This window comes from Geodermatophilus sp. URMC 62 (genome assembly GCF_052931475.1).
Map to the genome: position 1 here is coordinate 2,126,187 of NZ_JBRFHY010000001.1, position 22,860 is coordinate 2,149,046.

19 protein-coding genes are annotated in these 22,860 nt (G+C 75.2%); 6 read left to right on the forward strand and 13 right to left on the reverse strand.

The features are described 5' to 3' along the window. Positions 1-19 precede the first annotated feature (19 nt). A complete protein-coding gene (locus tag ACU616_RS10195; protein ID WP_446758347.1) occupies positions 20-2,986 on the reverse strand; it encodes an acetoacetate--CoA ligase in 2,967 nt (988 codons plus the stop codon). After that, the gene (locus tag ACU616_RS10200) at positions 2,983-3,699 is read right to left on the reverse strand and encodes a 4'-phosphopantetheinyl transferase family protein (protein WP_446758348.1); all 717 of its coding nucleotides are present in this window, start codon (positions 3,697-3,699) and stop codon (positions 2,983-2,985) included. Before ACU616_RS10200 ends, ACU616_RS10195 begins: the two co-directional genes overlap by 4 nt. Before the next feature lie 291 nt (positions 3,700-3,990). Between ACU616_RS10200 and ACU616_RS10205 the strand changes: the two genes are divergently transcribed. From ACU616_RS10205 to ACU616_RS10215, 3 genes are all read left to right on the forward strand, one after another. After that, positions 3,991-4,866 carry a transposase gene (locus ACU616_RS10205; RefSeq protein ID WP_446757353.1) on the forward strand — a complete coding sequence of 292 codons (876 nt, stop codon included), beginning with the start codon at positions 3,991-3,993 and terminating at the stop codon, positions 4,864-4,866. Positions 4,867-4,985: 119 nt separating this feature from the next. After that, entirely contained in the window at positions 4,986-7,616 is a 2,631-nt protein-coding gene (locus ACU616_RS10210) for an alpha/beta fold hydrolase (RefSeq protein WP_446758349.1), read from the forward strand. A gap of 95 nt (positions 7,617-7,711) precedes the next feature. Continuing rightward, positions 7,712-8,779, forward strand: a complete 1,068-nt coding sequence (locus ACU616_RS10215) for a glycosyltransferase family 2 protein (RefSeq protein WP_446758350.1) — start codon at positions 7,712-7,714, stop codon at positions 8,777-8,779. A 45-nt stretch (positions 8,780-8,824) separates the two neighbouring features. Here the strand turns inward: ACU616_RS10215 and ACU616_RS10220 are convergent, their stop codons facing one another. Next, positions 8,825-9,478 (reverse strand): glycoside hydrolase family 16 protein, encoded by a 654-nt coding sequence (locus ACU616_RS10220; RefSeq protein WP_446758351.1) that lies wholly within the window; start codon positions 9,476-9,478, stop codon positions 8,825-8,827. Beyond that, positions 9,475-9,813, reverse strand: a complete 339-nt coding sequence (locus ACU616_RS10225) for a hypothetical protein (RefSeq protein ID WP_446758352.1) — start codon at positions 9,811-9,813, stop codon at positions 9,475-9,477. Before ACU616_RS10225 ends, ACU616_RS10220 begins: the two co-directional genes overlap by 4 nt. A 576-nt stretch (positions 9,814-10,389) precedes the next feature. On the opposite strand from ACU616_RS10225, the gene ACU616_RS10230 reads away from it, so the two are divergent. From ACU616_RS10230 to ACU616_RS10240, 3 genes are all read left to right on the forward strand, one after another. Beyond that, positions 10,390-10,581 carry a hypothetical protein gene (locus tag ACU616_RS10230; RefSeq protein ID WP_446758353.1) on the forward strand — a complete coding sequence of 64 codons (192 nt, stop codon included), beginning with the start codon at positions 10,390-10,392 and terminating at the stop codon, positions 10,579-10,581. A 323-nt stretch (positions 10,582-10,904) separates the two neighbouring features. Further along, positions 10,905-11,564 (forward strand): glycoside hydrolase family 16 protein, encoded by a 660-nt coding sequence (locus tag ACU616_RS10235; protein WP_446758354.1) that lies wholly within the window; start codon positions 10,905-10,907, stop codon positions 11,562-11,564. A gap of 80 nt (positions 11,565-11,644) precedes the next feature. Then, positions 11,645-12,589, forward strand: coding sequence for an endonuclease/exonuclease/phosphatase family protein (locus tag ACU616_RS10240; protein ID WP_446758355.1), 945 nt, complete (start codon positions 11,645-11,647; stop codon positions 12,587-12,589). A gap of 74 nt (positions 12,590-12,663) precedes the next feature. On the opposite strand, the gene ACU616_RS10245 is transcribed toward ACU616_RS10240, so the two are convergent. The 9 genes from ACU616_RS10245 to ACU616_RS10285 are packed head-to-tail and all read right to left on the reverse strand — an operon-like array spanning position 12,664 to position 22,809. Continuing rightward, positions 12,664-13,203, reverse strand: a complete 540-nt coding sequence (locus tag ACU616_RS10245; RefSeq protein WP_446758356.1) for a serine acetyltransferase — start codon at positions 13,201-13,203, stop codon at positions 12,664-12,666. Then, positions 13,200-15,050 carry a hypothetical protein gene (locus ACU616_RS10250; RefSeq protein ID WP_446758357.1) on the reverse strand — a complete coding sequence of 617 codons (1,851 nt, stop codon included), beginning with the start codon at positions 15,048-15,050 and terminating at the stop codon, positions 13,200-13,202. The genes ACU616_RS10245 and ACU616_RS10250 overlap by 4 nt, the downstream gene beginning before the upstream one ends. Beyond that, on the reverse strand, positions 15,047-15,451 hold the full coding sequence (locus ACU616_RS10255) for a hypothetical protein (RefSeq protein WP_446758358.1): 405 nt from the start codon (positions 15,449-15,451) through the stop codon (positions 15,047-15,049). Before ACU616_RS10255 ends, ACU616_RS10250 begins: the two co-directional genes overlap by 4 nt. Then, positions 15,448-16,059: an acyltransferase gene (locus tag ACU616_RS10260; RefSeq protein ID WP_446758359.1), complete on the reverse strand. Its 612-nt coding sequence runs from the start codon at positions 16,057-16,059 to the stop codon at positions 15,448-15,450. The genes ACU616_RS10255 and ACU616_RS10260 overlap by 4 nt, the downstream gene beginning before the upstream one ends. Beyond that, positions 16,056-17,435 carry a lipopolysaccharide biosynthesis protein gene (locus ACU616_RS10265; protein WP_446758360.1) on the reverse strand — a complete coding sequence of 460 codons (1,380 nt, stop codon included), beginning with the start codon at positions 17,433-17,435 and terminating at the stop codon, positions 16,056-16,058. The genes ACU616_RS10260 and ACU616_RS10265 overlap by 4 nt, the downstream gene beginning before the upstream one ends. Further along, entirely contained in the window at positions 17,432-19,993 is a 2,562-nt protein-coding gene (locus ACU616_RS10270) for a glycosyltransferase (RefSeq protein WP_446758361.1), read from the reverse strand. Before ACU616_RS10270 ends, ACU616_RS10265 begins: the two co-directional genes overlap by 4 nt. Before the next feature lie 31 nt (positions 19,994-20,024). Continuing rightward, positions 20,025-20,858, reverse strand: coding sequence for a polysaccharide deacetylase family protein (locus ACU616_RS10275; protein ID WP_446758362.1), 834 nt, complete (start codon positions 20,856-20,858; stop codon positions 20,025-20,027). After that, positions 20,855-21,880 carry a glycosyltransferase family 2 protein gene (locus ACU616_RS10280; protein WP_446758363.1) on the reverse strand — a complete coding sequence of 342 codons (1,026 nt, stop codon included), beginning with the start codon at positions 21,878-21,880 and terminating at the stop codon, positions 20,855-20,857. Before ACU616_RS10280 ends, ACU616_RS10275 begins: the two co-directional genes overlap by 4 nt. Beyond that, the gene (locus ACU616_RS10285) at positions 21,877-22,809 is read right to left on the reverse strand and encodes a glycosyltransferase family 2 protein (protein WP_446758364.1); all 933 of its coding nucleotides are present in this window, start codon (positions 22,807-22,809) and stop codon (positions 21,877-21,879) included. Before ACU616_RS10285 ends, ACU616_RS10280 begins: the two co-directional genes overlap by 4 nt. Between the last annotated feature and the right edge of the window lie 51 nt (positions 22,810-22,860).

Here is a 22,860-nt window from a genome sequence, read left to right on the forward strand (position 1 = left end):
ACCGGGCCGGCCGGGGGCCTCAGCGGGACGACGACGCCTGCAGCGCCTCGTCGAGACGGGCCGCCAGCTCCGGGGTGTGCTCGCCGCTGAGCAGGACGTGGTGCGACCCGGGGATCTCGACGACCCGGAGGTCGCGCACGTTCCGGCGCCAGAGGTAGAGCAGGTTCGCGATCACCGGCACGCGGAACCGGGCCCGGAAGTAGGTGACCGGCCCGTCGTAGGGCTCCCACTCGTAGGCGTTGAACACCCGGTAGGCGGCGGCGAACGTCCGCGCCTCCTCGTCCGGCGGGGCGGAGCGCCCGAGCCGGCGGCGCAGCACCCCGGCGACGGTGTCCTCCACCATCCCGGGCACCACCAGGGCGATCCACCAGGCGAGGGTGCGCAGCACCCGGGACACCCGCGAGAGCCGGCCGAAGGGCGGCTCGGTGTCGATCAGGCCGAGGAACGTGACCGAGCGGCCGGCCGCGGTGAGCTGGCGGGCCATCTCGTAGGCCACCAGACCGCCGAAGGAGTACCCGGCCAGCCGGACGTCCCCGTCGGGCACGGTCTCCTCGACCGTGGCCACCAGCGGCGTGGCGATGTCCACGATCGTGATGCCCTCGCGGGTGGCGATCTGCGGGTCCGAGGTCAGGCCGTAGACCGGCGCCGGGGTCTGCAGGGCGTCGACCATGGAGCGGTAGATGTCGACGTCGCCGAGGTAGCCGTGCACCAGGAACAGGGGAGCGGTCCCCGGCTCCCCCGGACGCAGGACCTCCACGGGGGAGTCGTGCGTGGCCGGGGCGGTCACCGCCCGGGTGACCCCCGCCACCGACGGGTCGACGAGGAGGTCCTCCAGCAGCAGCGGCCGGTGCAGCTCCATGCGCAGCCGCCGCATCAGCGTCATCGTCTGGCGCGAGGTGCCACCGGCGTCGAAGAAGTCCGCGTCGTCGGGCACGGGCGCCCCGAGCACGTCCGCGAACACGCGCGCGACGACGGCGTGCACGCCGTCGTCCCCCTCGTCGTCGCCCACCGCCGCGGCCCGGGCCGCCTCGGCGGAACGCGCGGCGGCGGCGATCGACTCCAGGGCCCCGGGGTTCTTCAGCGCCGCGACGTTGCGGACCGGCTCACCGTCGAGCACCGCGCGCGCGGCGCTCTCGGAGCGCTTGCCGTTGTGGGTCAGCGGGATCTCGTCGACCGCCAGGATCACCGAGGGCACGTGCGCGGGTGACCCCTCCCGGCGCAGCGTCGCCCGGATCCGCCGGCTCAGCGCGTCGTCGAGGAGGTGGTCCCGCTGCAGCACCACGAGCAGGGCCAGGCGGCTGCTGCCCGGCACGGCCGGGTCGCGGGTCTCCACCGCCATCGCGTCGGCCACGCCGGGCACGGTGCGCACGATCGTGTAGATCTCCGACGGGCCGATCCGGACGCCGTTGACGTTGAGGACGCCGTCGGAGCGGCCGTGCAGCCGGGACGACCCGTCCGCGTCGATCTCGATGCGGTCACCGTGGGTCCACACGCCGGGGTGCTGGGCGAAGTAGGCGGCCCGGAAGCGCTCGCCGTCGGGGTCCTGCAGAAACCGGACGGGACGGGAGGGGAACGGGTTGCGGCAGACCAGCTCGCCCACCTCGCCGAGGACCGGGCGCTCCTCGTCGTCCAGGGCGGCCACGTCCAGGCCCAGGCTGATCGACTGGCAGCGCCCCGGCCGCACCGGGACCTCCGGGTGGCCGAGCACGAAGCAGCCCACGATGTCGGTGCCCCCGGAGATCGACTGCACCGGCACCGGCCCCACGTGCTCGGTCACCCAGGCGAACTGCCAGTCGTGCAGCACCGCGCCGGTGGACAGGACGGCCCGGACCGCGCTCAGGTCGACGGCGTCCTCCGGGGCGTAGCCCTCGTCCTCGCACAGCTGCAGGTAGGCCGGGCTGGTGCCGAAGACGGTGACCCCGTGCCGGGCCACGAGGTGCCACAGCGTCTCCGGCCCGCTGACGGCGCCGTCGTAGACGACGACGTGCGCGCCGACGGACAGGGCCGAGAGCTGCCAGTTCCACATCATCCAGGCCGTGGTGGTGTGGAAGTAGAGCGTGTCGCTCGGCCGCAGGTCGAGGTGCAGGCGGTACTCCTTGACGTGCTCGAGGAGCGAGCCGCCCACCCCGTGCACCATGGCCTTCGGCGGCCCGGTCGTCCCCGACGAGAACAGCACCCACAGCGGGGCGTCGAACGCCTGCCGCGGCCACTCCGGCCCGGGGTCGTCGGCGGGGACGCTCGACAGGAGGTCGGCGAGGCGGGACACCTCCAGCCCGGGCAGCTGCGGCAGCGGCAGGTCGTCGAGCAGCAGGACCCGCCGGACCGTGGGCAGCCCCGCCAGCAGCTCGGCCAGGTCCTCCTCGGCGACGCCGGCCCTGCCCGGCCCGCCCCGGTCGATCACCGCGGTGGTCGCGCCGACCTGCCCGAACCGCCCCAGCAGCGTGCTGACGCCCATGTCCGGGGTGGCGGTCGACAGCGCCGCACCCAGGCCCGCCACGGCGAGGGCGGCCACGGCGACCCGGCCGTTGTTGGCGGCCACCGCCAGCACCGTGTCCCCGGCCCGCACCCCCGCTGCGGCCAGCGCTCGTGAGGTCCGGCGGACGGACGTGCGCAGCTCCCCCCGCGAGAGCTGCTCGAACGAGCCGTCACCGTGCACGGAGGTCAGCGCCGGCGCGCCGTCGTCCACCCCGGGGAGCGGGCGCAGCAGGTTCTCGGCGTAGTTGAGCCGGACGTCGGGGAAGAAGCGCGCGGTCCGCACGTCGCCGTCGGTGGTGACCGTCTCGGCGGAGCCCTCCCACGCGAGGTCGGCCCAGTCGAGGAAGGTGCGCCAGAACTCGCGGGAGGACGCCACGGACCAGGCGTGCAGCGCGGCCGCCGTGGGCAGCTCGCGACCGGCGACCGCCTCGCAGCGGACCCGGAAGTCGGCGAGCTGGGACGGCGGCGCCGCTGTGCGCACCTCGTCCCGCGCCGTGACGGGCAGGGTCATCGACAACCTCCTGGTGACAGCACCACGGCATCGAGCAGGTCCGGGTCGACCGGGACCCCGGCGGCGAGGGTGGCCACGTACCCGGCGGGGACCGGGATCGGCGACAGGTGCAGACCGCCGACCCGGCCGCGCTCGGCGACCGGTGTCACGAGGTCAACGGGTACCCGGCGGATGCCGGTTCCCCACGCCTTGAGCACGGCCTCCTTCTGCGTCCACGCGCGCGTCACCGCGGTGGGCCGGTCCCCCTCGGCCAGCCGGGCGAGCCGGGCGAGCTCGACGGCGGACAGCCAGCCCTCCTCGGCGGCGTCGCGGACGTCCTCGTCGCGGTGGCGCTGCACGTCGACCCCGACGGCGCGGTCCCGGGCCACCGCCACCAGCGCCAGGTCGCCGCTGGCCGAGCAGGAGAAGCGGAGCCCGTCGCCGGGCAGGACGGGGCGGCCCCGGTCGCTGTGCAGCGGGACGTCGGCCGGCGCCGTCCCGAGCAGAGCGCCGAGCACGCGGCGCAGGCCGGCGCGGACCAGGACGCGACGCCGGCGCACGGCGGGGGCGCCGCGATCGGCGCGCGCCCGCTCGTCGCCGCTCAGGCAGGCGGCCTCGGCCGCGACGTCCCACCCCGGATCGGACAGGTCGATGGACCGGACGAGCACCGCAGGACGCACGCCGACGCGGCCGGACGCCCCCTCGCCGCCGAACTCCACCTGTGCTCCTGTCACGCTGCGTACACGCCACGGTCGTGCGAGCCGTGGAGTCCCAAGCTATGACGCTCCTGGACGACTGCCAAGTGTGGGCGTCTCTGTTCCGCTGTCACTCCCGTGACATCCCCCGGAGGGGGGAGCCCCCGGAGCCGGCGACGCGGACGCGGCGTCCGAGGACGTCGACCGCGGGCCGCCGGACGCCTGAGGCGCGTTATGTGGGTTGCCCGCGGCAACTGATGGCTTGACATGAGGGCGCCTCTGCGGAACGTGGCGGTTGTCGAAGACCCCTCGTCCGCAGAGGCGCCTCTCATGCTGCCCACCGAGAACCTCCTCGTCCACGTCTACGTGCTCGTCGACGACGCCATCGCCGCCGCAGAAGTGACCATTCCGGTGCGGCCGGGTCCGGCGCCGGCCTGCAGCGACGCCGAACTGCTCACCATCGCGCTGGTGCGCCATCTGCTGGGCCGGCGCAGCGAAGCCGGGTTCCTCGCCGAGGTCGCCCGCGACTTCGCGCACCTGTTTCCCCGGCTGCCCCACCAGTCGGAGGCCAACCGGCGCATCCGCTGGCTGTGGGCGGCCTTCGAGCAGCTGCGCGCCGCGCTGGTGGCCCGGTGCCCGCTCGATGACTGCGCCCAGATCGACACCAGCGCGCTGCCGGTCAAGCACCCTTCCCGGGTCCGCGGCCCCGATGGCTGGGTCGGCCCGCACGAGCTGGTCGCCGGCTTCGGCCGCGACGGCGCGCACGGAGAGTGGTTCTACGGCTTCCGGCTGGCCGTCCGCACCGATCTGGGATCGCGGCTGGTGCGCGCCTGGAGCATCGTGCCCGCCGCGGTCAACGAACGCGACGTCGCGACCGATCTGCTCGCCGCCGGGCCAGCACCGCGTGACCTGCTGGTCGACAAGGGCTTCACCGGTCGGGCCTTCACCGCCGCCTGCGCCGCCCGCGGCACCGCCGTGCTCACCCCGCCCACCAAGGCCCAGCGCCCGAACATGCCCAGCGCCCTGCGCCAGGTGATCGCCCGCTGGCGCAACCACATCGAGGTCACCTTCGGCGAGCTCACCGACCGGATGGAGCTGGCCCGCCACGGCGCCCACACCTTCTGGGGCCTGCTGACCCGCACCGCCGCCACCATCGCCGCGCACACCCTGCTACGCGTTCATTCCACCGACCTCAGGCTGGCGTAACCCAACCCACATAACGCGCCTGAGGCGTCGTGCGGGCACGATCGGGTGAGGTCCGTTTTCTCGGTCCCGGCACCGGCGGTTAGCGTCAGGCGCCCAGTTCCGGTGGAGAGATGGTGTACATGACTGCCCCCGCGTCCGGTCGGACCTCCGCGCCCGGCTCCCTGGTGGCCGCCGAGACCATCCCCTCGGCGCTCGCGGCGGTGGTGGCCGAGCGTGGCGAGCACACGGCGATCAGCGCACCCGGCGTCACGGTGTCCTACCGGGAGCTCGGCGCGCGCGCGGCTGCCGGCGCCCACCGCCTGACAGCGCTCGTGCCGGCGGACACCGCGCTCGACGCGCCCATCGCCGTCCTCGCGACGTCGTCGGCGGACCTCGTCGTCGCCGTCCTCGCGGTCCTGCTCACCGGGCGGCCGGTCGTCGTCCTCGACGCGCAGCTGCCCGCGGGTCGCCTGCAGCAGATCCAGGACATGGCCGGCGCCGCGCTCTGCGTGGTCGAGAGCCGGTTCGCGCAGCGTGCCGCGGAGGTCCAGGGGTTCGCGGCACGCGCCGACCTGGACGCCGTGGTCGCCCCGCCCGGTCCCGGTGACGCCGTGCCGGACGCGGTGCCGGACGCCGTGCCCGCCCCCGGACCCGACAGCCCGGCGACGATCGTCTTCACCTCCGGGTCGACCGGGCGGCCCAAGGGCGTCGTGCACACGCACGGGATGATCACCACGGAGGCGGAGATCACCGGCCGGCACACGGGCCTGACCGCGGGCGAGCGGCTGGCGCTGGTGCTGCCGCCCTCGTTCTCCCTCGGCGAGCACGCGGTCTTCGGCGCCCTGCTCACCGGGGCCAGCCTGCACGTGTACGACCCCCGCGACCGCGGCCTGCGCGGGCTGCCGGCCTGGCTCCGCGAGGAGCGGGTCAGCGTCCTGTCGATGACGCCGTCGCTGCTGCGCGCCCTGAGCGGGGCCATGCCGCCGGGGCGGCCGCTGGCCGACCTCCGGCTGGTCGTCACCGCCGGGGAGGCGCTGCAGGGGCGTGACGTGCGGGCCGCTCGCGAGCGGCTCGGCGCGGTCACCGTCGTCAACCACCTCGGCTCCTCCGAGACCGGTCAGCTGACCTTCGCCCCCCTGGCGCCGACCGATCCCCTCCCCGAGGGCGCGGTGCCGGCCGGACGCGTGGTGCCCGAGAAGGAGGTCCAGGTCCTCGGCGAGGACGGGGACCCCGTCCCCGTGGGGGAGGTCGGCACGCTGCGGGTGCTCGGCACCCACCTGGGCCGCTACCTCGAGGGCGGCCCGGACGGCCCCTTCGGGCATGCCGAGGACGGCCGGGAGACCTTCAGCACGGGCGACCGCGGCCGCTACGACCAGCACGGCGTCCTGCACCAGACCGGCCGCACGGACGACGCGGTGAAGGTCAGCGGCTACCTCGTGGAGCCGGCCGAGGTCGAGGCCGCGCTGCGCACGCTGGACGGCGTGGCCGACGCCGCCGTCGTCGCCGTGGACAGCGGGACGGCGGCCGGCACCCGCCTCGTCGGCTACGTGGCGCCCGGCAGCGAGCAGCGCACGCCCTCACCCGCGCAGCTGCGCCGCGGCCTGACGGCCCTGCTGCCGACCTGGATGGTCCCGGCGGAGCTCCTGCTGCTGCCGGAGCTGCCGCGCAACGAGCGCGGCAAGGTCGACCGCGCGGCGCTGCCCCCGCCGCCCCGAGCCGAGGCCGTGCCGCCCCAGGGGCACTGGGAGCAGGTCCTCGCGGGGCTGTTCGAGGCCGTGCTGGCCCGCCCCGGCGTGGGCCGCGACGAGACGTTCACCGCCCTGGGCGGGGACTCCCTCAGCGTCGAGGAGCTGCTCACCCGCCTCGCCGAGGAGCACGGGGTCGTGCTGACCTCCGCGCACGTCGCCGAGGGCCCGACCGTGCGCGAGCTGGCCGCGCTCGCGGCCCGGTATGCGCCGGGTGCCGAGGGCGAGGCGCGCGGCGCCTCCCGGCGGCACGGCAGCGTCGTCGTCCTCCGCGCGACGGGCTCGCGACCGCCCGTGCTCTGCTTCGCCGGCGCCGGGGCGAGCGGCCAGGTCTTCCTCCCGCTGGCCGAGGCCCTCGGCAGCGACCAGCCGGTCTACGCCTTCCAGCCGCACGGCCTCGAGGACTGGGCGGTCCCCGACCTCAGCATCGGCATGGCGGCGCGCCGCCACCTGCGCCGGCTGCGGGCGGTCCAGCCGCACGGGCCCTACCGGCTGGTGGGGCACTCGATGGGCGGCCTGGTCGCGCTGGAGCTGGCCCGGCGGCTGACCGCGGCCGGCGAGCAGGTCGCCGAGGTGACGCTGGTCGACACCGTCCTCCCGCAGGGCCTCGTCGACCAGGCGTGGTGCCCCGACGAGGCGGCCGACGCCGGACGTCCGGCCGTCGCGCCGCTACCCGGCGACGACCGGTACGGCCCGCCACCGACGCGGCGCGAGCTGTGGCGGCGACGCCTGCTGGCGGTCGCGGCCTGCGTCCTGCCGCCGTCCGCGGCGCGCACCGAGGGGCTGCTCGAGCTCGGGGTGCGCATCTCCCTGGTGCACCGCCCGCGGACCTGGGACGGCCGGGTGACGGTGTACGTCAGCCACCTCAACGAGGCGAGTCTGGTGGTGTGGCGCCGGCTGCTGACCGGTGAGGTCACCCAGGTGACGCTGCAGGGTGAGCACAACTCGCTGCTGCGCCCCCCGTACGTCGAGGAGATCGCACGCGGCGTCGCCGCAGGACCCACCGGGCGTCCCGACGGGGCCTGAGCACGGCCCCGCACCGCATCCCCGACAGGGTGATCCCGCCCACGAGGGGTACCCGCTCCCAGCCTATGCACAGCAACGCCCGCGACCCTGTACCGATGAGCGCTGAACAGCCGCAGGCCCAGCCCCGGACACCGGCGACGGGGATGCCGTCCGCGACGGCCCTCCTCAGCCGCCCGGCCGGTCCGCCCGCCCCGGTGCCGTCGGCCGGGACGGCGGCTGCGCACGAGGCCGGCCGCGAGCCGACGGTGTCGGTGGTCATCGCCTGCTACACGGAGGCGCGCTGGGACGGGCTGGTCGCAGCCCTCCGGTCCGCGGTGGACCAGGAGCGGCCCCCGCTCGAGGTGATCGTGGCGGTCGACCACGCTCCGGCCCTGCTGGCCCGGATCGAGCGGGAGTTCCCGCAGGTGCGCGTGGTCGCCAACACCGCCTCGCCGGGGGCGTCGGGCACCCGCAACGCCGGGGCCGCGGTGGCCCGCGGCGACGTGGTCGCGTTCCTCGACGACGACACCCGCGCCTCGCGGGCCTGGCTCACCCACCTGGTGCGCGGCCTGGAGGAGGTGCCCGACGCGGTCGGCGTCGGCGGCCGGGTCGGCGCCGGGTGGCCCGACGGCACGGCGCCGCGGTGGTTCCCGCCCGAGTTCCTGTGGGTGGTCGGTGCGACCTACGAGGGGATGCCGCGCACCCGCAGCCAGGTGCGCAACGTGTGGAGCGAGAACATGGCCGTCTGGCGCGCGGAGTTCGCCCGCGTCGGGGGGTTCCGCGACGGCTTCGGCAAGCTGGGCTCCAGCTCCCGCCCCGAGGACACCGAGCTCTGCATCCGGATCACCGGCCGGACCGGCCGCACCTGGCTGTATGTCCCCGACGCCGAGATCGTCCACGACCTCCCGGCCGAGCGGGCCACCTGGTCGTTCTTCGTGCGGCGGTGCCACGCGGAGGGCAGGGGCAAGGCCGAGATAGCCGCGCTGGACGAGGGCACCGCGCTCGGGGACGAGCGCAGCCACGTGCTGGTGGCCATCCCGCGCGGCATGCTGCGGGACCTGGGCCGACTGTGTGCCGGTGACGTGTGGGGACCGGCCCGGGCCGCCACGGCGGGCATCGGCCTCGTGGCCGCGGGCTGGGGCTTCCTCGTCGGGCGGCTGGCGCTGCTCCGGCACCGCGGCTGAGACCGACGGCCGGCCCGGGGTGCCGGCCGGCCGTCGGTCGCAGCGTCAGGCCGGGGCGTAGACGGTCACCCAGTCGACCTGCATGCTCGTCGTGCCCGGGGTCCCCCCGCCGCACCCGAAGGCAGCGCCACCCTGGCAGCCACCCGGCTGGGTCTGGATCGCCAGGTGCATCGGCTCGTTCGGGACGCCCGGGTGGTCCGTCGTCGCCCACGGCCGTCCGTCGAGGGTGTAGACGACGCGACCCGGGGACCACTCGACGCCCATCGTGTGCCACTGCGTGAGGTCGGTGGCGACCCGCTCGCCGACCATCGCGTTGTCGGCGCCGTAGTGCAGGGTCGCGGTGGTGCCGCTGCGGTTCCCCCCGGCGTCCTCGGCGAAGTCGATCTCCGGCGGCCAGTTGGGGCCGTCCGGCCAGAGCAGCGCGGCGTACTTGATCTCGTCGCCGGCGTCGATGCGGAAGCGCATCTCCCACTTGCCGTAGGTCTGGCTGACCGTGCTGGCCAGTCCACCGCTCACCCACTGGCCGTTCTGCAGGCCGTTGCGGAGGTTGAGGAAGCCGCCGGCCACCTGCACCTGAGAGGGCGACCACGTGCCGTACGGCGACCCCCCCCGGCTGGCCGGAGTAGGTCCGCCACCGCGACCCCAGGGAGGTGCCGGCGAAGTCGTCGGAGAAGACCTGCCGCCACCCGGGGAGGTCACCGGTCGGGGCCGTGCCGCCCGTCCCGGTCGCCGGAGGGGTCGAGGACGCCGGCGTCGAGGTGGGTGCCGGGGTCGTCGAACGGGTGGGCGCCGCCGGGGCCGACGCCGTGCTCGTGCCGGAGGGCGCCGTGGTCCTCGGCGCCGCCGTCGTCACGGGCGCGGCGGCCGGGGGCGGCGTCGTGGTCGTGGGGGCCGGGACGACCGGTGCCGTGGTCCTCGGCGGCGCGGACGGCACGGCGGACCCGGTCGTGGCCGGAGCGGGAGCCGACGGCGTGCTCTGCCGGGGGGAGGTCGTGGCGGCTCCACCGCGCGTCCGGGTACCGGATCCCGTCCACGGCGAGAACGTCGCCGCCAGGGACGTGTCCTGCAGCTCGGCTCCCGCGTCGGCCGACGACGTGGACCGGGCGTCCACCACCAGGCCGGCGACACCGCAGGCAGCCGTGATCGACGTAGCCAGCGCGACGAGCCGCAGGGACCGACGCTGCCTCACCTTGCGAGGTCGTTCGACTACGGGGTGTGAATGCATGGGCGTCAGTAGACATGTCGACACGGCGCAACTGAAGAGATGGCTCCCAGGAGTCACACGAGTCACACACCTCCCAGCCCGCGTCCAGCTCCCTCCCAGGCAGGTGCGGCAGCGTGGGGCGCATGGACCGGTGTGTGACGCCTCGAGGAGCCCTGTCGGGCGTCGCGACGTGTCACTCCTCAGGGGCGTGTCGGAGCGCGCGTCTTCTACTGACCGTGACGGAGCCGGTACGTTCAGGCGAACTACGGCGGAGGTCGTCCTCGGTCTCGCCGACTCGATCCAGAAAGTGGTGCGGCATGGTGGGCTGGTGGTGTAGGACGACGCCGTGTCAGGCGTGCGCGTCCTCGGATGGCGGCACGGACGTCGAGCGTCTGGGAGCGCCGCGATGAGCATCACCGACGTGCAGCGCCCGGCTCCCTCGGCGACCGGACGCGCGCCGCAGCTCCCCGTGACCAAGACCAAGCCGTGCAGCTGCGGGCACGTCCGAGCGGCGCACGAGCACTACCGCAGGGGCACCGACTGCGCCCTGTGCGGCTGCGGCCGCTACCGCGGGCGCCGCTGGTTCGGACTGCGCTGACCGTCGGCGCCGCCGCGGCGCCTCCGCGGCGCGTCCCCGCCGGCGAGCGGGCTGACTCGCCCGATCCAGTGGTGCTCCGCACGTCGGCGGCCCGGCCTGCGCGGCGCGACTACCCTGGGAGCATCATGTCCTCGCGTGGCCCGACAGACGGGACCTCCACCCTGCCCGCGGACCGGCGCGGTGGCGGCCGCAGGCGGCTACCGCGCTGGGCCTCCGCGCCCCTCGCTCTGGCCCTGACCCTCGCCTCCTGCACGAGCGACACCACGGTCGGCGCCCCTGAGGGGCGCAACGACGCTCCCGGGCCGACGACCGCCGAACCGACCGTGCCGACGGCCGCGGACCGCCACGGCTGGAAGCAGCGCGGCGGGGACGAGTTCAACGGGTCGAGCCTGGACGCGGCCACGTGGCGGCTCTACGGCGGCACCGGGGCCAACGGCGTGGGCATCCGCAGCCCCCAGGCCGTCTGGGTCGGCAACGGCCTGCTCGGGATCTCCGCCAGCGGGAACGTCTCCGGTGGCCTGGCCTGGCAGGCCCCGCCGGCCACCACCTACGGCAAGTGGGAGTTCCGGGCCCGGGTCGAACCCGGCACCGGCTACGCCCCCGCCGTCCTGCTGTGGCCGGACTCGGACAACTGGCCGATCGACGGCGAGATCGACGTGATGGAGATCGTCGAGGGGGATCGGCAGACCAACCACACCACGGTGCACTACGGCGCCGACGACCAGCGCGACGAGGGCATCGTCACCGGCGACTTCACGCAGTGGCACACCTACGCGGTCGACTGGCAGTCCGACAGCATCACCGTCTACCTCGACGGCGAGCAGGTCTACCGGAACACCAACCCGGCCGCCATCCCGCACGGCCCCATGCACCTCGCCATCCAACTCGACGTGGGCCCCCAGGGCACGTGGATCCCCGCACCGGACGCGACGACCCCGGACGCGGTGAGCCTCTACGTGGACTGGGTGCGCATGTACCACTGAGCACCGCGGGCGCCGACCCGACCCAGCGCAGCGCACCGGGGCCGGGTCGGCGGCGGACCCTCGCGCGCCGCGGCGCGGGTGTGCTCGGTGCGCTCCTCGGGGTCGTGGCGGTCGTCGGCGGGGTCGCCCACGTCTACCCCTCGGGCAGCAACCGGCTGGTCGCGCTCAGCGCCTTCTCCTCGTACCTACTGGCCGCGAGCCCGCTGGCCACCGTCCTGCTGGCGCTGGCCCGGCGGCGGGTGGCCGCGGGTGCGGCCGCGGTGCTCACCGCCGTCGCCGTCGTCGTCCTGGCCCCCACCTACGTGGGCGGACCGGCCGACCCCGGCGGCGCGTCGCTCACCGTCCTGACGGCGAACGTGGCGCTGGGGGAGGCCGATCCGCAGGGCGTCGTCGCGGCCGTCCGCGACGCCGACGCCGACGTGCTGCTGCTGCAGGAGCTCACCCCGCCGCTGGCCGGCCGGCTGACCGCGGCGGGCCTCGACGAGCTGCTCCCGTACAGCGTGCTGGAGGCCCTGCCCGGCGCCGACGGGGTCGGGCTGTGGAGTCGCCACCCCCTCGCCGACGAGCAGCGCCACCCGGAGCTGACCTTCGCCTCGGTCTCGGCGCGGCTGGTCCTGGGCGACGGGCAGCCCAGCCCCACGGTGCTCACCCTGCACACGGCCGGGCCGTGGCCGCAGTCGGCCGACGACTGGGTGCGTGACATGGCCAAGACCCCCGACCTGCTCGGCCGGGTGGCGGCCGGGGCCGACGCGCACGGCTCCACCGTCCTGGTCGGCGGCGACTTCAACGCCACCTGGGGCAACGCCCAGTTCCGGGCACTGCTGCAGGGCGGGTACCGGGACGCCGCCGAGCGGCTCGGCGTCCCGTGGACGACGACCTTCCCGTCCGGGTGGGCCGTGCCGCCGGTCATCGGCATCGACCACGTGCTGGTGCGAGAGGCCGGTGCGGACGCCCTGCACACCGTCGAGATCCCCGGTTCCGACCACCGCGGCCTCGTCGTCCGGGTGACCCTGCCGGACAGCTGAGCGCGCCGGCCGCGACCACGGGCGAGGGGCGACCGCACGCCGGGGACCGCTCGGTGCGGTGGGCGCCCCGCGTCTCAGGCCGCCGACGCCCCCGGGTCGTCGACGCGGACCACCGTGGCCGGGTTGCCGACGGCCACCCCCCACTCGGGGACGTCCCGCAGCACCAGCGACAGGGCGCCCACGCGCGCGTGGGACCCGACGTGCAGGCCGCCGACGACGACGCAGCCGGCACCGAACTCGACGCCGTCCCCGGCGCTGGCCACGCCCTTCTCCGTGCCGTCGCGGCGCACCACGTTGCCGATGGTCACGTGCTGGCGGAGCACGCAGTCGGCGCCCAGCCGCACGCCGGGGTTGAGCACGATGCCGTGCGGGTGGTAGAGCCGCAGCCGGGGCCCGACCTCCAGGCCCGGCGGCAGCTCGACGCCCACGAACAGCGACGTGACCAGCGAGTAGACGGCGGCGAACACCCGGCCGGGCAGTCCCCAGTTCCGGGCCGCCCACTGGGCGGCCCGGAACCACAGCAGCACCAGCCGGGAGTCGAGGTAGCCGGCGTTGACCGCCCAGTCCTGGGTGGTCCAGCGCAGGAAGCCGCCACCCGGCCGGGCCGCGGTCACTCCTCCGCCCCGACGTACTGGAACACCACCGCGTCCGACGTGCGGTGCACGGTCGTCCAGCCGGGCGCCGTGGCGAGCTCCTCCTCGAGCGCCTCCAGGGAGCCGTCGGGGAGCAGCCCGTAGTACCGGGCGTACTCGATCATCCCCCGCGAGATCACCAGGTACGGGCGGTCGCCCTGGGTGGCCATGAACTCGTCGACCGCGGCCCGGTTCTCGGCGTCGAGCATCACGCCGGACAGCCCGGCGTAGGTGATGAGGTCCGGGTCCCCGCCGGAGGACGGGACGCCGAAGGCGTTGTAGTTGTCCGCGAGCCGGCCGGGCCCGTTCTGCGCCCCGACGACGATCATGCGGCCCTCCTCCCCGTTCGCGTAGAGCCACTGCTGGGCCTGCACCTCGTCCTCGGAGAAGGTCGACCACGCCAGCGTGCCGTGCAGACCCTGGATGCTCGCCAGCGAGGCGGCGACGAGGAACACCGCGAGGACCGGCATCAGCAGCCGCTGCCAGCGGATGCGCACCGCAGCCTGCGCGATGAGGAAGGCGGTGAACGGCAGGGAGAAGAGGTAGACGCGGTAGATCGCCTCACCGCCGTAGCTCTGCCCGACGAGGATGAGGAAGGGCGCGAAGGCGAACGCGGCCGGCAGCAGGACCCGGCCGGGCCGACGCCAGGACGCCAGCGCGGCCAGCAGCCCCAGCGACCAGACGCCCAGGGCCAGCAGCGTGGAGACCTGGCTGGTGAACACCTGCCCCGGCGTGCCGCTCGTCGTCGTCACCACGCCGCCGGCGTTCTCCCAGAACTTCAGGCTGTCCAGGAGGCCGTAGGCGCTGTTGATGAACTCCAGCCGGGGCGCGAGGAAGGCCACGGCGATGACCAGGCAGCCCAGCACCGTCCAGCGCGGCCGCACCAGGCCGAGCAGGGTGGCGAGCACGAGGGCCGCGATCAGGATGTACGGCGAGAGCTGGTGGGTGATCGTGATGGCGGAGAAGAGGAGGTACAGCGCCGCCAGCGCGGCCCCCCGGGCCCGGCGCGAGGCCGGCGGGGCCTCCTCCGCGCCGCGGATCGACCACGCCTTGAGCCGGCGCAGCCACCTGGGCCCCCGTCGCCACTCCACCGGGGTGCGCCGCAGCCAGGCGACGACGACCAGGAAGCAGCCGAGGGCGAGCTGGAAGGCCAGGGCCTGCGGGGAGAGGTAGGAGGTGCCCACCCACAGGCCGGCGTGGAAGAGGAAGACGGTGAGGAACGCGACGCGCCGGTCGTCGGACAGGTGCCGCACGATGGCGAACAGCGGCAGGCACGCCAGCAGGCTGAACGCCACCGGCGCCCAGGTGGCCAGCGCCAGCGAGCTGACGCCCGTGAGGTCGGCCACCGCGGCCACCGCGGTGAACAGGGCCGGCCACTGCTGGTAGATGTCGCGGGGGTCGGTGACCCCCTGGCCCTCGCGGAAGAACTCGACGACGCCGACGTGCTTGTACGTCCACGCGTACTCGGGGGTGCTGTAGAGGATCGGCACCGAGGCGTCGATGATGAGGACCAGGCCGATGACGCCGGCGGCCAGGACCGACGAGCGCCGCTGGTCGGCCAGTTCCAGGACGAAGCCGGCGCACAGCAGCGCCAGCCCGAGGGGGAACAGGGGACCGACCATGCCCAGGAGCCCGTAGTCCGAGCGGGTCGCGGTGTCGACCTGGGTCAGGCTGACCGCCCACGCGGCCAGGCCGACCAGCAGCAGCAGGGGAGCGCCCCAGCGGCGCAGGAACGGGACCCGCGGCGCGCCCGACCCGGCAGCCGGGTGTCGCGACGGGACTGCCTGCACGGTGTCCACCACGGCCTCCCCTGACAGCGTGCGGGTCATCGGGCCACCCGCCGGGCACGGAGCGCGGCCCAGCCGCACGAGGCGACCGTGGCGGCGGCGAGGACCAGCAGCAGGACCGACGGCGACCAGCGGTTGAGCCACGCGAGCACGGCCGTGCCGATGGCCCACAGGGCCAGCGACAGCACGTTGGTCAGCGCCCAGGCGGCGGACTGCCGGCCCACCGGGACGTGCGCCGTGACGGCCGCTCCGGGGCCGGCGCAGACGAAGGCCAGGACGGTCACCAGCCGCAGCCAGGACGGCGCGTCGAGCAGGACGCTCGCGGCCGCCAGCACCGCGGTGACCAGGCCGGTCCACGCGATCAGCGCCCGGGTGAACCGGTCGTCGCGGCCGCCGACCAGCGGCGGGGTGCGGTCCTCGAGGACCGCGGGGGTCGTGCTCATGCCAGTGCCTTCCGTCCGGGCCGGGACGACTGCTCCACCTCGCGGATGCGGCGGGCGGGGACGCCGGCGTAGACGCCGCCCGGCGCGCAGTCGGACGAGACGATCGCGCCTGCGGCGACGATCACGTCGTCGCCGATCGTGACGCCGGGCAGGACCGTGGCCCGTGCCCCGATCCAGACCCGGTCGCCGATCCGCACCGGCAGGCCGGAGGCCTCCTGCCGCCAGCCGCCGCCGGGCGCGCGGTGGTCGGAGGTGATGATCAGGACCTGCATGCCGATCGCGCAGTCGACGCCGATGTGCACCGGCGCCACCGCCTCCAGGTAGCAGTCGAGGTTGAGGTAGCTGCGCTCGCCGATCCGGACGTTGCGCGGGTCGCCCTCGATCCGCAGCAGCGGGCTGACCGCGTAGGAGTCGACCGCCATCCCGCTGGCCCGGTACACGGCCCGGCGCAGCACCTTCGGCACGGCGAAGGAGGCCGCGATCCGGTTGAGCCAGACGTTGCGGCCGAAGACCCGCGCGTCGAGCCGCAGCGACTCCAGCAGCAGGCGCAGCGACGCCCGCGGGGACCGCTCGGCCGGTTCGCCGGCGGTGGGGGCCGGGTGGATCACGAGGTGCTCCCTGAGGAGGTGGGGGGGCTCGCAGGCGGCCCGGGGGGTGGGGCGGCGGCGACGTCGTCACCGGCGGGGAGCTGGTCGGGTCCGTCGGACGCCGGGCGGCGGTCCCCGCTGCCGGAGGCGAGCTCCCGGTAGAAGCGCAGGGCGACGGGCGCGACGGCGAGGGCGGTCCCGGCCTCGCAGACGAGGAAGAGCACGGCCAGCCCGTCGATGCCGAAGGAGTGCAGTCCCAGGGCCGTGACGGTCAGGAAGACCACGGTCTTGACGGCCAGCGACGAGATGAGCGGCACCAGCTTCTTGCGGGAGACGCTCAGGGCGGTGAAGAGCACGAAGCCGGCGCTGAACGGGAAGGACAGCCCGATCCACCGCAGGGCCGTGGTCCCCTCGTCGGCGTAGCCGGAGCCGAGGAGCGCCAGGATCAGCGGAGCGCCCAGCACGACGACGGCGCAGGCCGCGAGGCTGACGGCCGCGGTGAGCCGGACCGAGCGCCGGACCAGCCGGGAGATGGTGCCGCTGTCGGCGGCGTACTCGACGACGAAGGCCATCGCGATGTTCCACACCAGCGTCCCGAACTGCACGCCGATGAACCACGGGATGTAGAAGTACGCGGCGGCCTCGCTGCCGAGCTCGGCGGAGACCAGCACCGGCGGGAGCAGCGCGACGCAGCTGGCGAGCGCGCTGGCCGCGTAGTCGCCGGCCACGAAGCCCCGGATCGTCCGCCAGCCCACGTCGGTGGAGGCGGTCGTGGTGGCCTCGTGCCGGGGTACCAGCCGGCGGAAGACGAACCAGTTGACGACCGCGATCGCCACGACCGTCGGCGCGACCAGCGCCGCGAGCGCGCCCCACTGGGTCGACACCACGGCCAGGGCGAACACCAGCCCGACGCGCAGCGCGCCGGCCAGCAGGTTCTCCAGCGGCACCCACACCGCGGCGCCGAGCGCGGTCAGCGCGCCGTCCTGGACCAGGAAGACGGCGTAGCAGAGCACGGCCCCGAGGAAGACCAGGGGGACGAACCACTCGTTCCCGAGGATGTCGCTGCCGAGGCCGAGCGCCAGGAAGACGAGGGTCACCACCAGCCCGGTGCCCAGGGCCAGCCCGTACGCGCGGACGATGAACCCCCCGGTGGCGCGCCCGGCGCCGGGCACGAAGCGCAGCAGGACGCTGATGATGTTCAGCTGTGCCAGCCCGGCGAGGAACGTGATCGCCGAGAGCGCGGAGGAGGCCCGGCCCACCTCCGCCGGCGGCAGCAGGCGGGCGGCCGCGACCCAGAAGACGACGCCGAGCAGACCGGTCAGCACGGTCGAGGCCATCAGCGCGAGGGCGTTGAACTCCATGGCCCGCCGCTTGGGCGGGGTCACCGTCGTGGTCACGACGTCCTCCGGCGCGCGCCGAGGTAGGCGCGCGGGCCGGCGAGCATGCCGCGCACGCGGAGCCGGCCCAGCTCGGGCGGCAGTCCCTCCAGCAGCGTGGTGACCTCCGGGTCGCGCCGCCCGAGGCGGGCGCGGAGCACGGGGACGGCCGCGGCGACCAGGCCGACCAGGTGGCGCGGGTCGCGGACGACCAGCGCGGTCAGCAGCGCGGTGAAACCGGTTCCGTACCCCGACATCTGCCGGGCGAGCTCGGCGTCGCTGCGCCGGTGGACGTGGCTGGTGACGGCCCCCGGCTCGTAGCCCAGCGACCGGCCGGAGGCCAGCATCCGGACGACCATGTCGACGTCCTCGCCGCCGCGGCTCGGGGTGCCCGTGCCGAGCGCCTCGTCGAAGGGCCCCTGGGCCCGCAGCGCCGCGGTGCGGAAGGCCATGTTGGCCCCCATGAACGTGCCGAGCTGGTAGAGCGAGTGGGTGCGGACGACGTCGCCCGCCCGGCGGACCAGCACCCGGTAGCGGGCCGGGTGCCACGGTCCGGCGCCGGGCCGCTCCAGCGAGAAGGTCTCCGGCTGCAGGATCTTGTCGGTCCCGCCGCTGTGCCGCTCGAAGACCTCCTGCGCGGGGGTCTCCAGCTCACTGGGCAGGACGAGCCCGCCGATGCCGTCGAGCTCCGGCTCGGTCACGAACCGCTCGGCCAGCGCCCGGGTCCACCCGCGGTCGACCTGCACGTCGTCGTCGGTGAAGGCGACGACCTGACCGACCGCCTCGCCGACCCCGCGGTTGCGGGCCGCGGAGATGCCGGGCTCCGGCTCGCGGAGCAGCCGCACGCGCGGGGCGGCGAGCTGCGGGATCGCGGCGCGGACCTCGTCGGGGCTGCCGTCGGGGCGGTTGTCGACGACGAGCACCTCGACCGGGGGGAACTCCTGGTCGAGCAGCGCGTCCAGGCAGCGGGCCAGCTCCTCGGGGCGCTCGAGGACGGTCGGGACCACCACGGAGACGCCGGGCAGCGCGGCGGCCGGCGCCCGGGGGACCAGCGGCGGGAGCGTGGGCAGGACGCGGTGGAGCGCCTCCTCGCGGGCGGCGCGGTCGCGGGCCGCGGCCACCGGCAGGGTCAGCAGGGCGACCGGGCGGGCGGCGCGCCACACCACGACCAGGGCGCTGCCGTGGGTGGCGGCGTCCCCGGCGCTCAGGCCGAGGTCGTCGGAGGGGGCGTCGAGGTCCCACCGCACGACCCTGGCCGGCTGCCAGGGGACGTCCGCGGCCGGCGTGCCCGCGGGCGCTGCCGCAGCGGTGGCGGTGGCGGCGCGACGGTCCAGCAGGCGCTGGCGCACGTAGGCCCCGGGGCCGCGCTTCATGCCGGCCCGGTTGGCGGCCATCAGCTCGGGCGGGAAGTCCTCCGAGAGGCCCGACACCCGCAGGCTCGAGTCGCTCGTCATGTCCCGCACGGCCCGGCCGGCGAGCGCGGCCAGCCGGACGAGGACGAGGGGGGAGTCGGCCACGAGGGACGTGTAGAAGGCCGTCAGCCCGGTGCCGTACCCCTCCATCTGCCTGCGCAGCCCGGCGAGGTCGCGGCGGTGGAAGTGGCGGGTGACCGCACTCGGCCGGTACAGCGTCGCGCCGCCGGCGCGCAGCAGGTCGGTGAAGACGCGGGTGTCCTCGCCGCCGTGCGTCAGGGTGCCGGCGCCCAGCGCCACGTCGAACCCCACCCGCCGCAGCGCGGCGGTGCGGAACGCCATGTTGGCGCCCACACCGAAGGAGGGCAGCGGGTACAGGGGGCTCTGCCGGTCGTCGCTGCCGCGGCCGAAGTCGGCAGGCGCGAAGCCACGACCCTTGCTGTGCCCACCGAAGCGCTCGAACCAGACCTGGGCCCGGGTGGCCAGCTCGGCGGGCACGACCAGGCCCGAGACGGCGTCGGCGTCGGGCCGCTCGGCCATCGCGCGGGTGAGCTCGGAGAGCCACAGGGGGTCGGCGACCTCGTCGTCGTCGATCCAGGCGACGACGTCGCCCTCCAGCGCCTCGCGCAGCGCGCGGTTGCGCGCCCGGGAGAGGCCGGCCTGCGGCTCGAGGACGTAGCGGACGTCGAGGCGGTCGGCGAACGCGGCGACGACGTCCCGGGTCGCCGAGCTGACCGGCGCGTTGTCGACCACCCAGACCGTGAAGTGCGGGTGGTCCTGCTCGACGAGGCTCTCCAGGCACGTGGTGAGCGCCTCGGACCGCTCGCGCGTGCAGATCACCACGCTGGCGGGCCCGGCCGTGGCGAGGTGGCGGGCGTGCCGCTCGGCGAAGCCCACGGCCTGCGCCCGTCGGCGGCGCACCTCCTCGCCCCAGCGCTCGTCGAGCAGGCGTTGCAGCGCGGCTGCGGGCACCCCCTCCGCCGGCAGCGACAGCACCTCCCAGCCCAGCGGCTCGCCGTCGAGCCGGACGAGGAGCCAGGCCTCGTCGGCCGTGCTGCCGTCCGGTGCGGTGCGCGGCACCGCGGGCACCGGTCGGCTCAGCTCCACGTCCAGGACGTGAGCCGCGGTGTCGCACACGGGTGTGAGGACGTTCTCCACCGCGGTCATGTCAGGTCATCGCTCCGTTCCGGCTGGGATGTCAGGTCAGCTCGCGGTGCAGGACGTGCACGGCGGTCCGGCGGGCCAGCCGCCACGCGGGTGCGGCGACGCGCTTGAGGCGGGGCGTCAGGCCGGGCTCCCCGACGCGGAGGAGCTCCTCGAAGGCGTCACCGGTGACGCCGGGCCGGACGTGCAGGCGAGGAACACGGTACGGACCATCTGACGACGTGGCGATCCTCCGGCCCACGGTGCACCCGTTGGAGTAACCCGCGGCCGCCACCATTCGTTCCACCCGGCGGGAGGAGTACCCGTGGGGGTAGCAGAAGGACCGCACCGGCAGACCCAGGGCGTCCTCGATCGCCCGCCTGCTGTCGACGAGCTCGGTCCGGAGGTCGGCGGCCGGCAGCACGTCCATGGTCCGGTGGTTGACCGAGTGGCTGCCGATCTCCACCCCCGCGGCGGCCGCGTCGGCCAGCTCTGCCCAGCTCAGCCGCGACCCGTGGGGGTCGTCCGCCGCCAGGCGCAGGCCAACGTCACCGGTCGGCACGTACATCGTGGCCCGCGCGCCGACCCTGGTGAGCACCTCGACGGCGTTCAGGAAGTCGAGCAGCCCGTCGTCGAAGGTGACGGCGACGACCCGCGCGTCCGGGTCGGCGGCCCGGAGCGCGAGTGCCTCGGTGAGGCCCACCAGCTGCCAGCCGTCGTCGGAGAGCTGGGTCAGCTGCTCCTCCAGCTCGGCGGCGGGCACCGCGTGCTCGTGCGGCGTCGCCGGCGCCGTCGCCGGCACGGAGTGGTACATGAGGACCGGCATGCGCCACCGGGCCGGCGGCACGGTGCGCCTGTCGGCGTCCGTCCCCGGGCCGGCCGCGGTCACGCCTCCATCCTCTCGAGCCGGGGCTCGAAGTCCGTCGACGAGGCCAGCCCGACCAGGGGGCGGGCGTGCACGACTGCGTCGGCGGCCTGCCGGCGCCGGGGGGTGCGGGCCGACCGGACGCCGGCGGCGAGGTAGCCGAGCGCGGCCGCGCCGATCCCGAGCACGATCGCCGCGGCCCGGGCCAGCCCGCCGAGGTCGCCGCGCGCGGCCGCGGCCAGCTCGCGCGGCACCCCGCGGGTCAGGACCGTGCGGACGAAGGCGGACTCCTCGTCGAGGACCCCGCTGCCCTCGGCCGACAGCGACGACATGACCCGCTTGCCGGTCCCCTCCGCCCAGTTGCGGCGGAGGAAGAAGCGGAACGTGCTGCGCTCGGGCGGCACCTCGTGCGAGATGACCGCGTCCGGCACGAAGCGCCACCGGGCGCCGGCGCCCACGTGGGCGTTCATGCGCAGGCAGAGCTCGGTGTCCTCGGGCTGGGACGCGTGCCCCACCTTGCCGAACTCGTTGGCGAACCCGCCGACCTCGAGGAAGAGGGCGCGGCGCACGGCCATGTTGCCGCCCCACACGTTGCGCACGTCGGTGTCCTGCGGCCGCGGTGCCGTGCCGCCGACGGTCCAGGAGAACTCCTCCGGGAACCACCGCGGGGTGCCGTGCGGCCAGCGGGCCTCGACGGCACCGCCGAGGCCCACGGCGAACGGCGCCGCGCGGTGGGCCCGGACGAGGTTCTCGATCCAGTCCGCCTCGGCGACCTCGTCGTCGTCCATGAACACGACGAGGTCGCCCTCGGCGAGCAGCGCGCCGGTGTTGCGGCCGCCCGAGGCACCCCGGGCGAACCGGTTGGGGACCACCCGGGCCTGCTGACCGACCGCGCGACGCAGCCGCTCGAGCAGGACGTCGTTGTGGTCCACGACGACGATCAGCTGGCACGGGTGGGTCTGGGCGAGCACGGAGCCGACGGCCCGCGTGATCTCCCCCCACCGCGCCTCGGTGAAGCAGGGGATGACGACGGAGACGGAGGTCATGCGACGTCGTCCCGACGCCGGTCGAGGCCGATCTGCTGCGCCCTGGTCAGGTCGGCCAGCGTGTCGAGGTCGTGGCCGCCCTCCCGGGGGAAGCGGGAGAACTCGGCCAGCGCGGCCGGCTGCCCGGCCGCACGCGCCTCCAGGGAGCGACGCCGGTCGACCGGGACGGAGCGGCCCACGCCGTTCGCCCGCTCGACCAGCAGCGCCCACAGCACCCGGAACCCGTCGCGCCAGGTGTTGAGGTTGCTCTGGCCGTGGATCCGCGGGAACTCGAAGCTCGGGACCTCGGAGATCGCCAGCCCGGCCTTGGCCACGCGGGTGTTGATGATCGTCTCGATCTCGAAACCGTCGCCCCAGAGCTTGCCGTCGCGGCCGACGTCGGAGGCGTCGAGCTCGAGCACCGGCAGGCAGTGGGCCCAGAAGGCGTTGTAGCCGTAGCACAGGTCGCTGTAGGACGTGCCGAACAGCACGTTGACCGCACGGTTGAGCCACCGGTTGCCCCAGGCGCGGGTGCGGGTGATGTCGCTGCTGCCGCCGCCCTGGCTGAACCGGGTGCCCTTGGCGAAGTCCGCACCCGTGACGAGCGCGGCGACGTACCGCGGGATCTCCCGTGGGTCGGCCGAGCCGTCGGCGTCCAGCATGACGATGATGTCGCCGGTCGCCGCGGCGAACCCGCACGCCATGGCGTTGCCCTTGCCGCGGCGGTTCTGCTCGACGACGACGACGTCCGAGCGGAGGGACCGGGCCATCTCGACGGTCCCGTCGATGCTGTGCCCGTCGACGACGATCACCTCGTGCAGGTCGTCGGGCAGCAGCCCGAAGACGTGGGGGAGGTTCTTGGCCTCGTTGTAGGTCGGGATGACGACGCTGATCCGGGGGCTGGCGCCCGTCGTGTGGGTCATCGTCACGGTGCCCTGCTGTGTGCGCATACCGGTCCTCTCGTTCTGGGGGACGGGTCCGGTTTCGCCATTGCTCGCCGT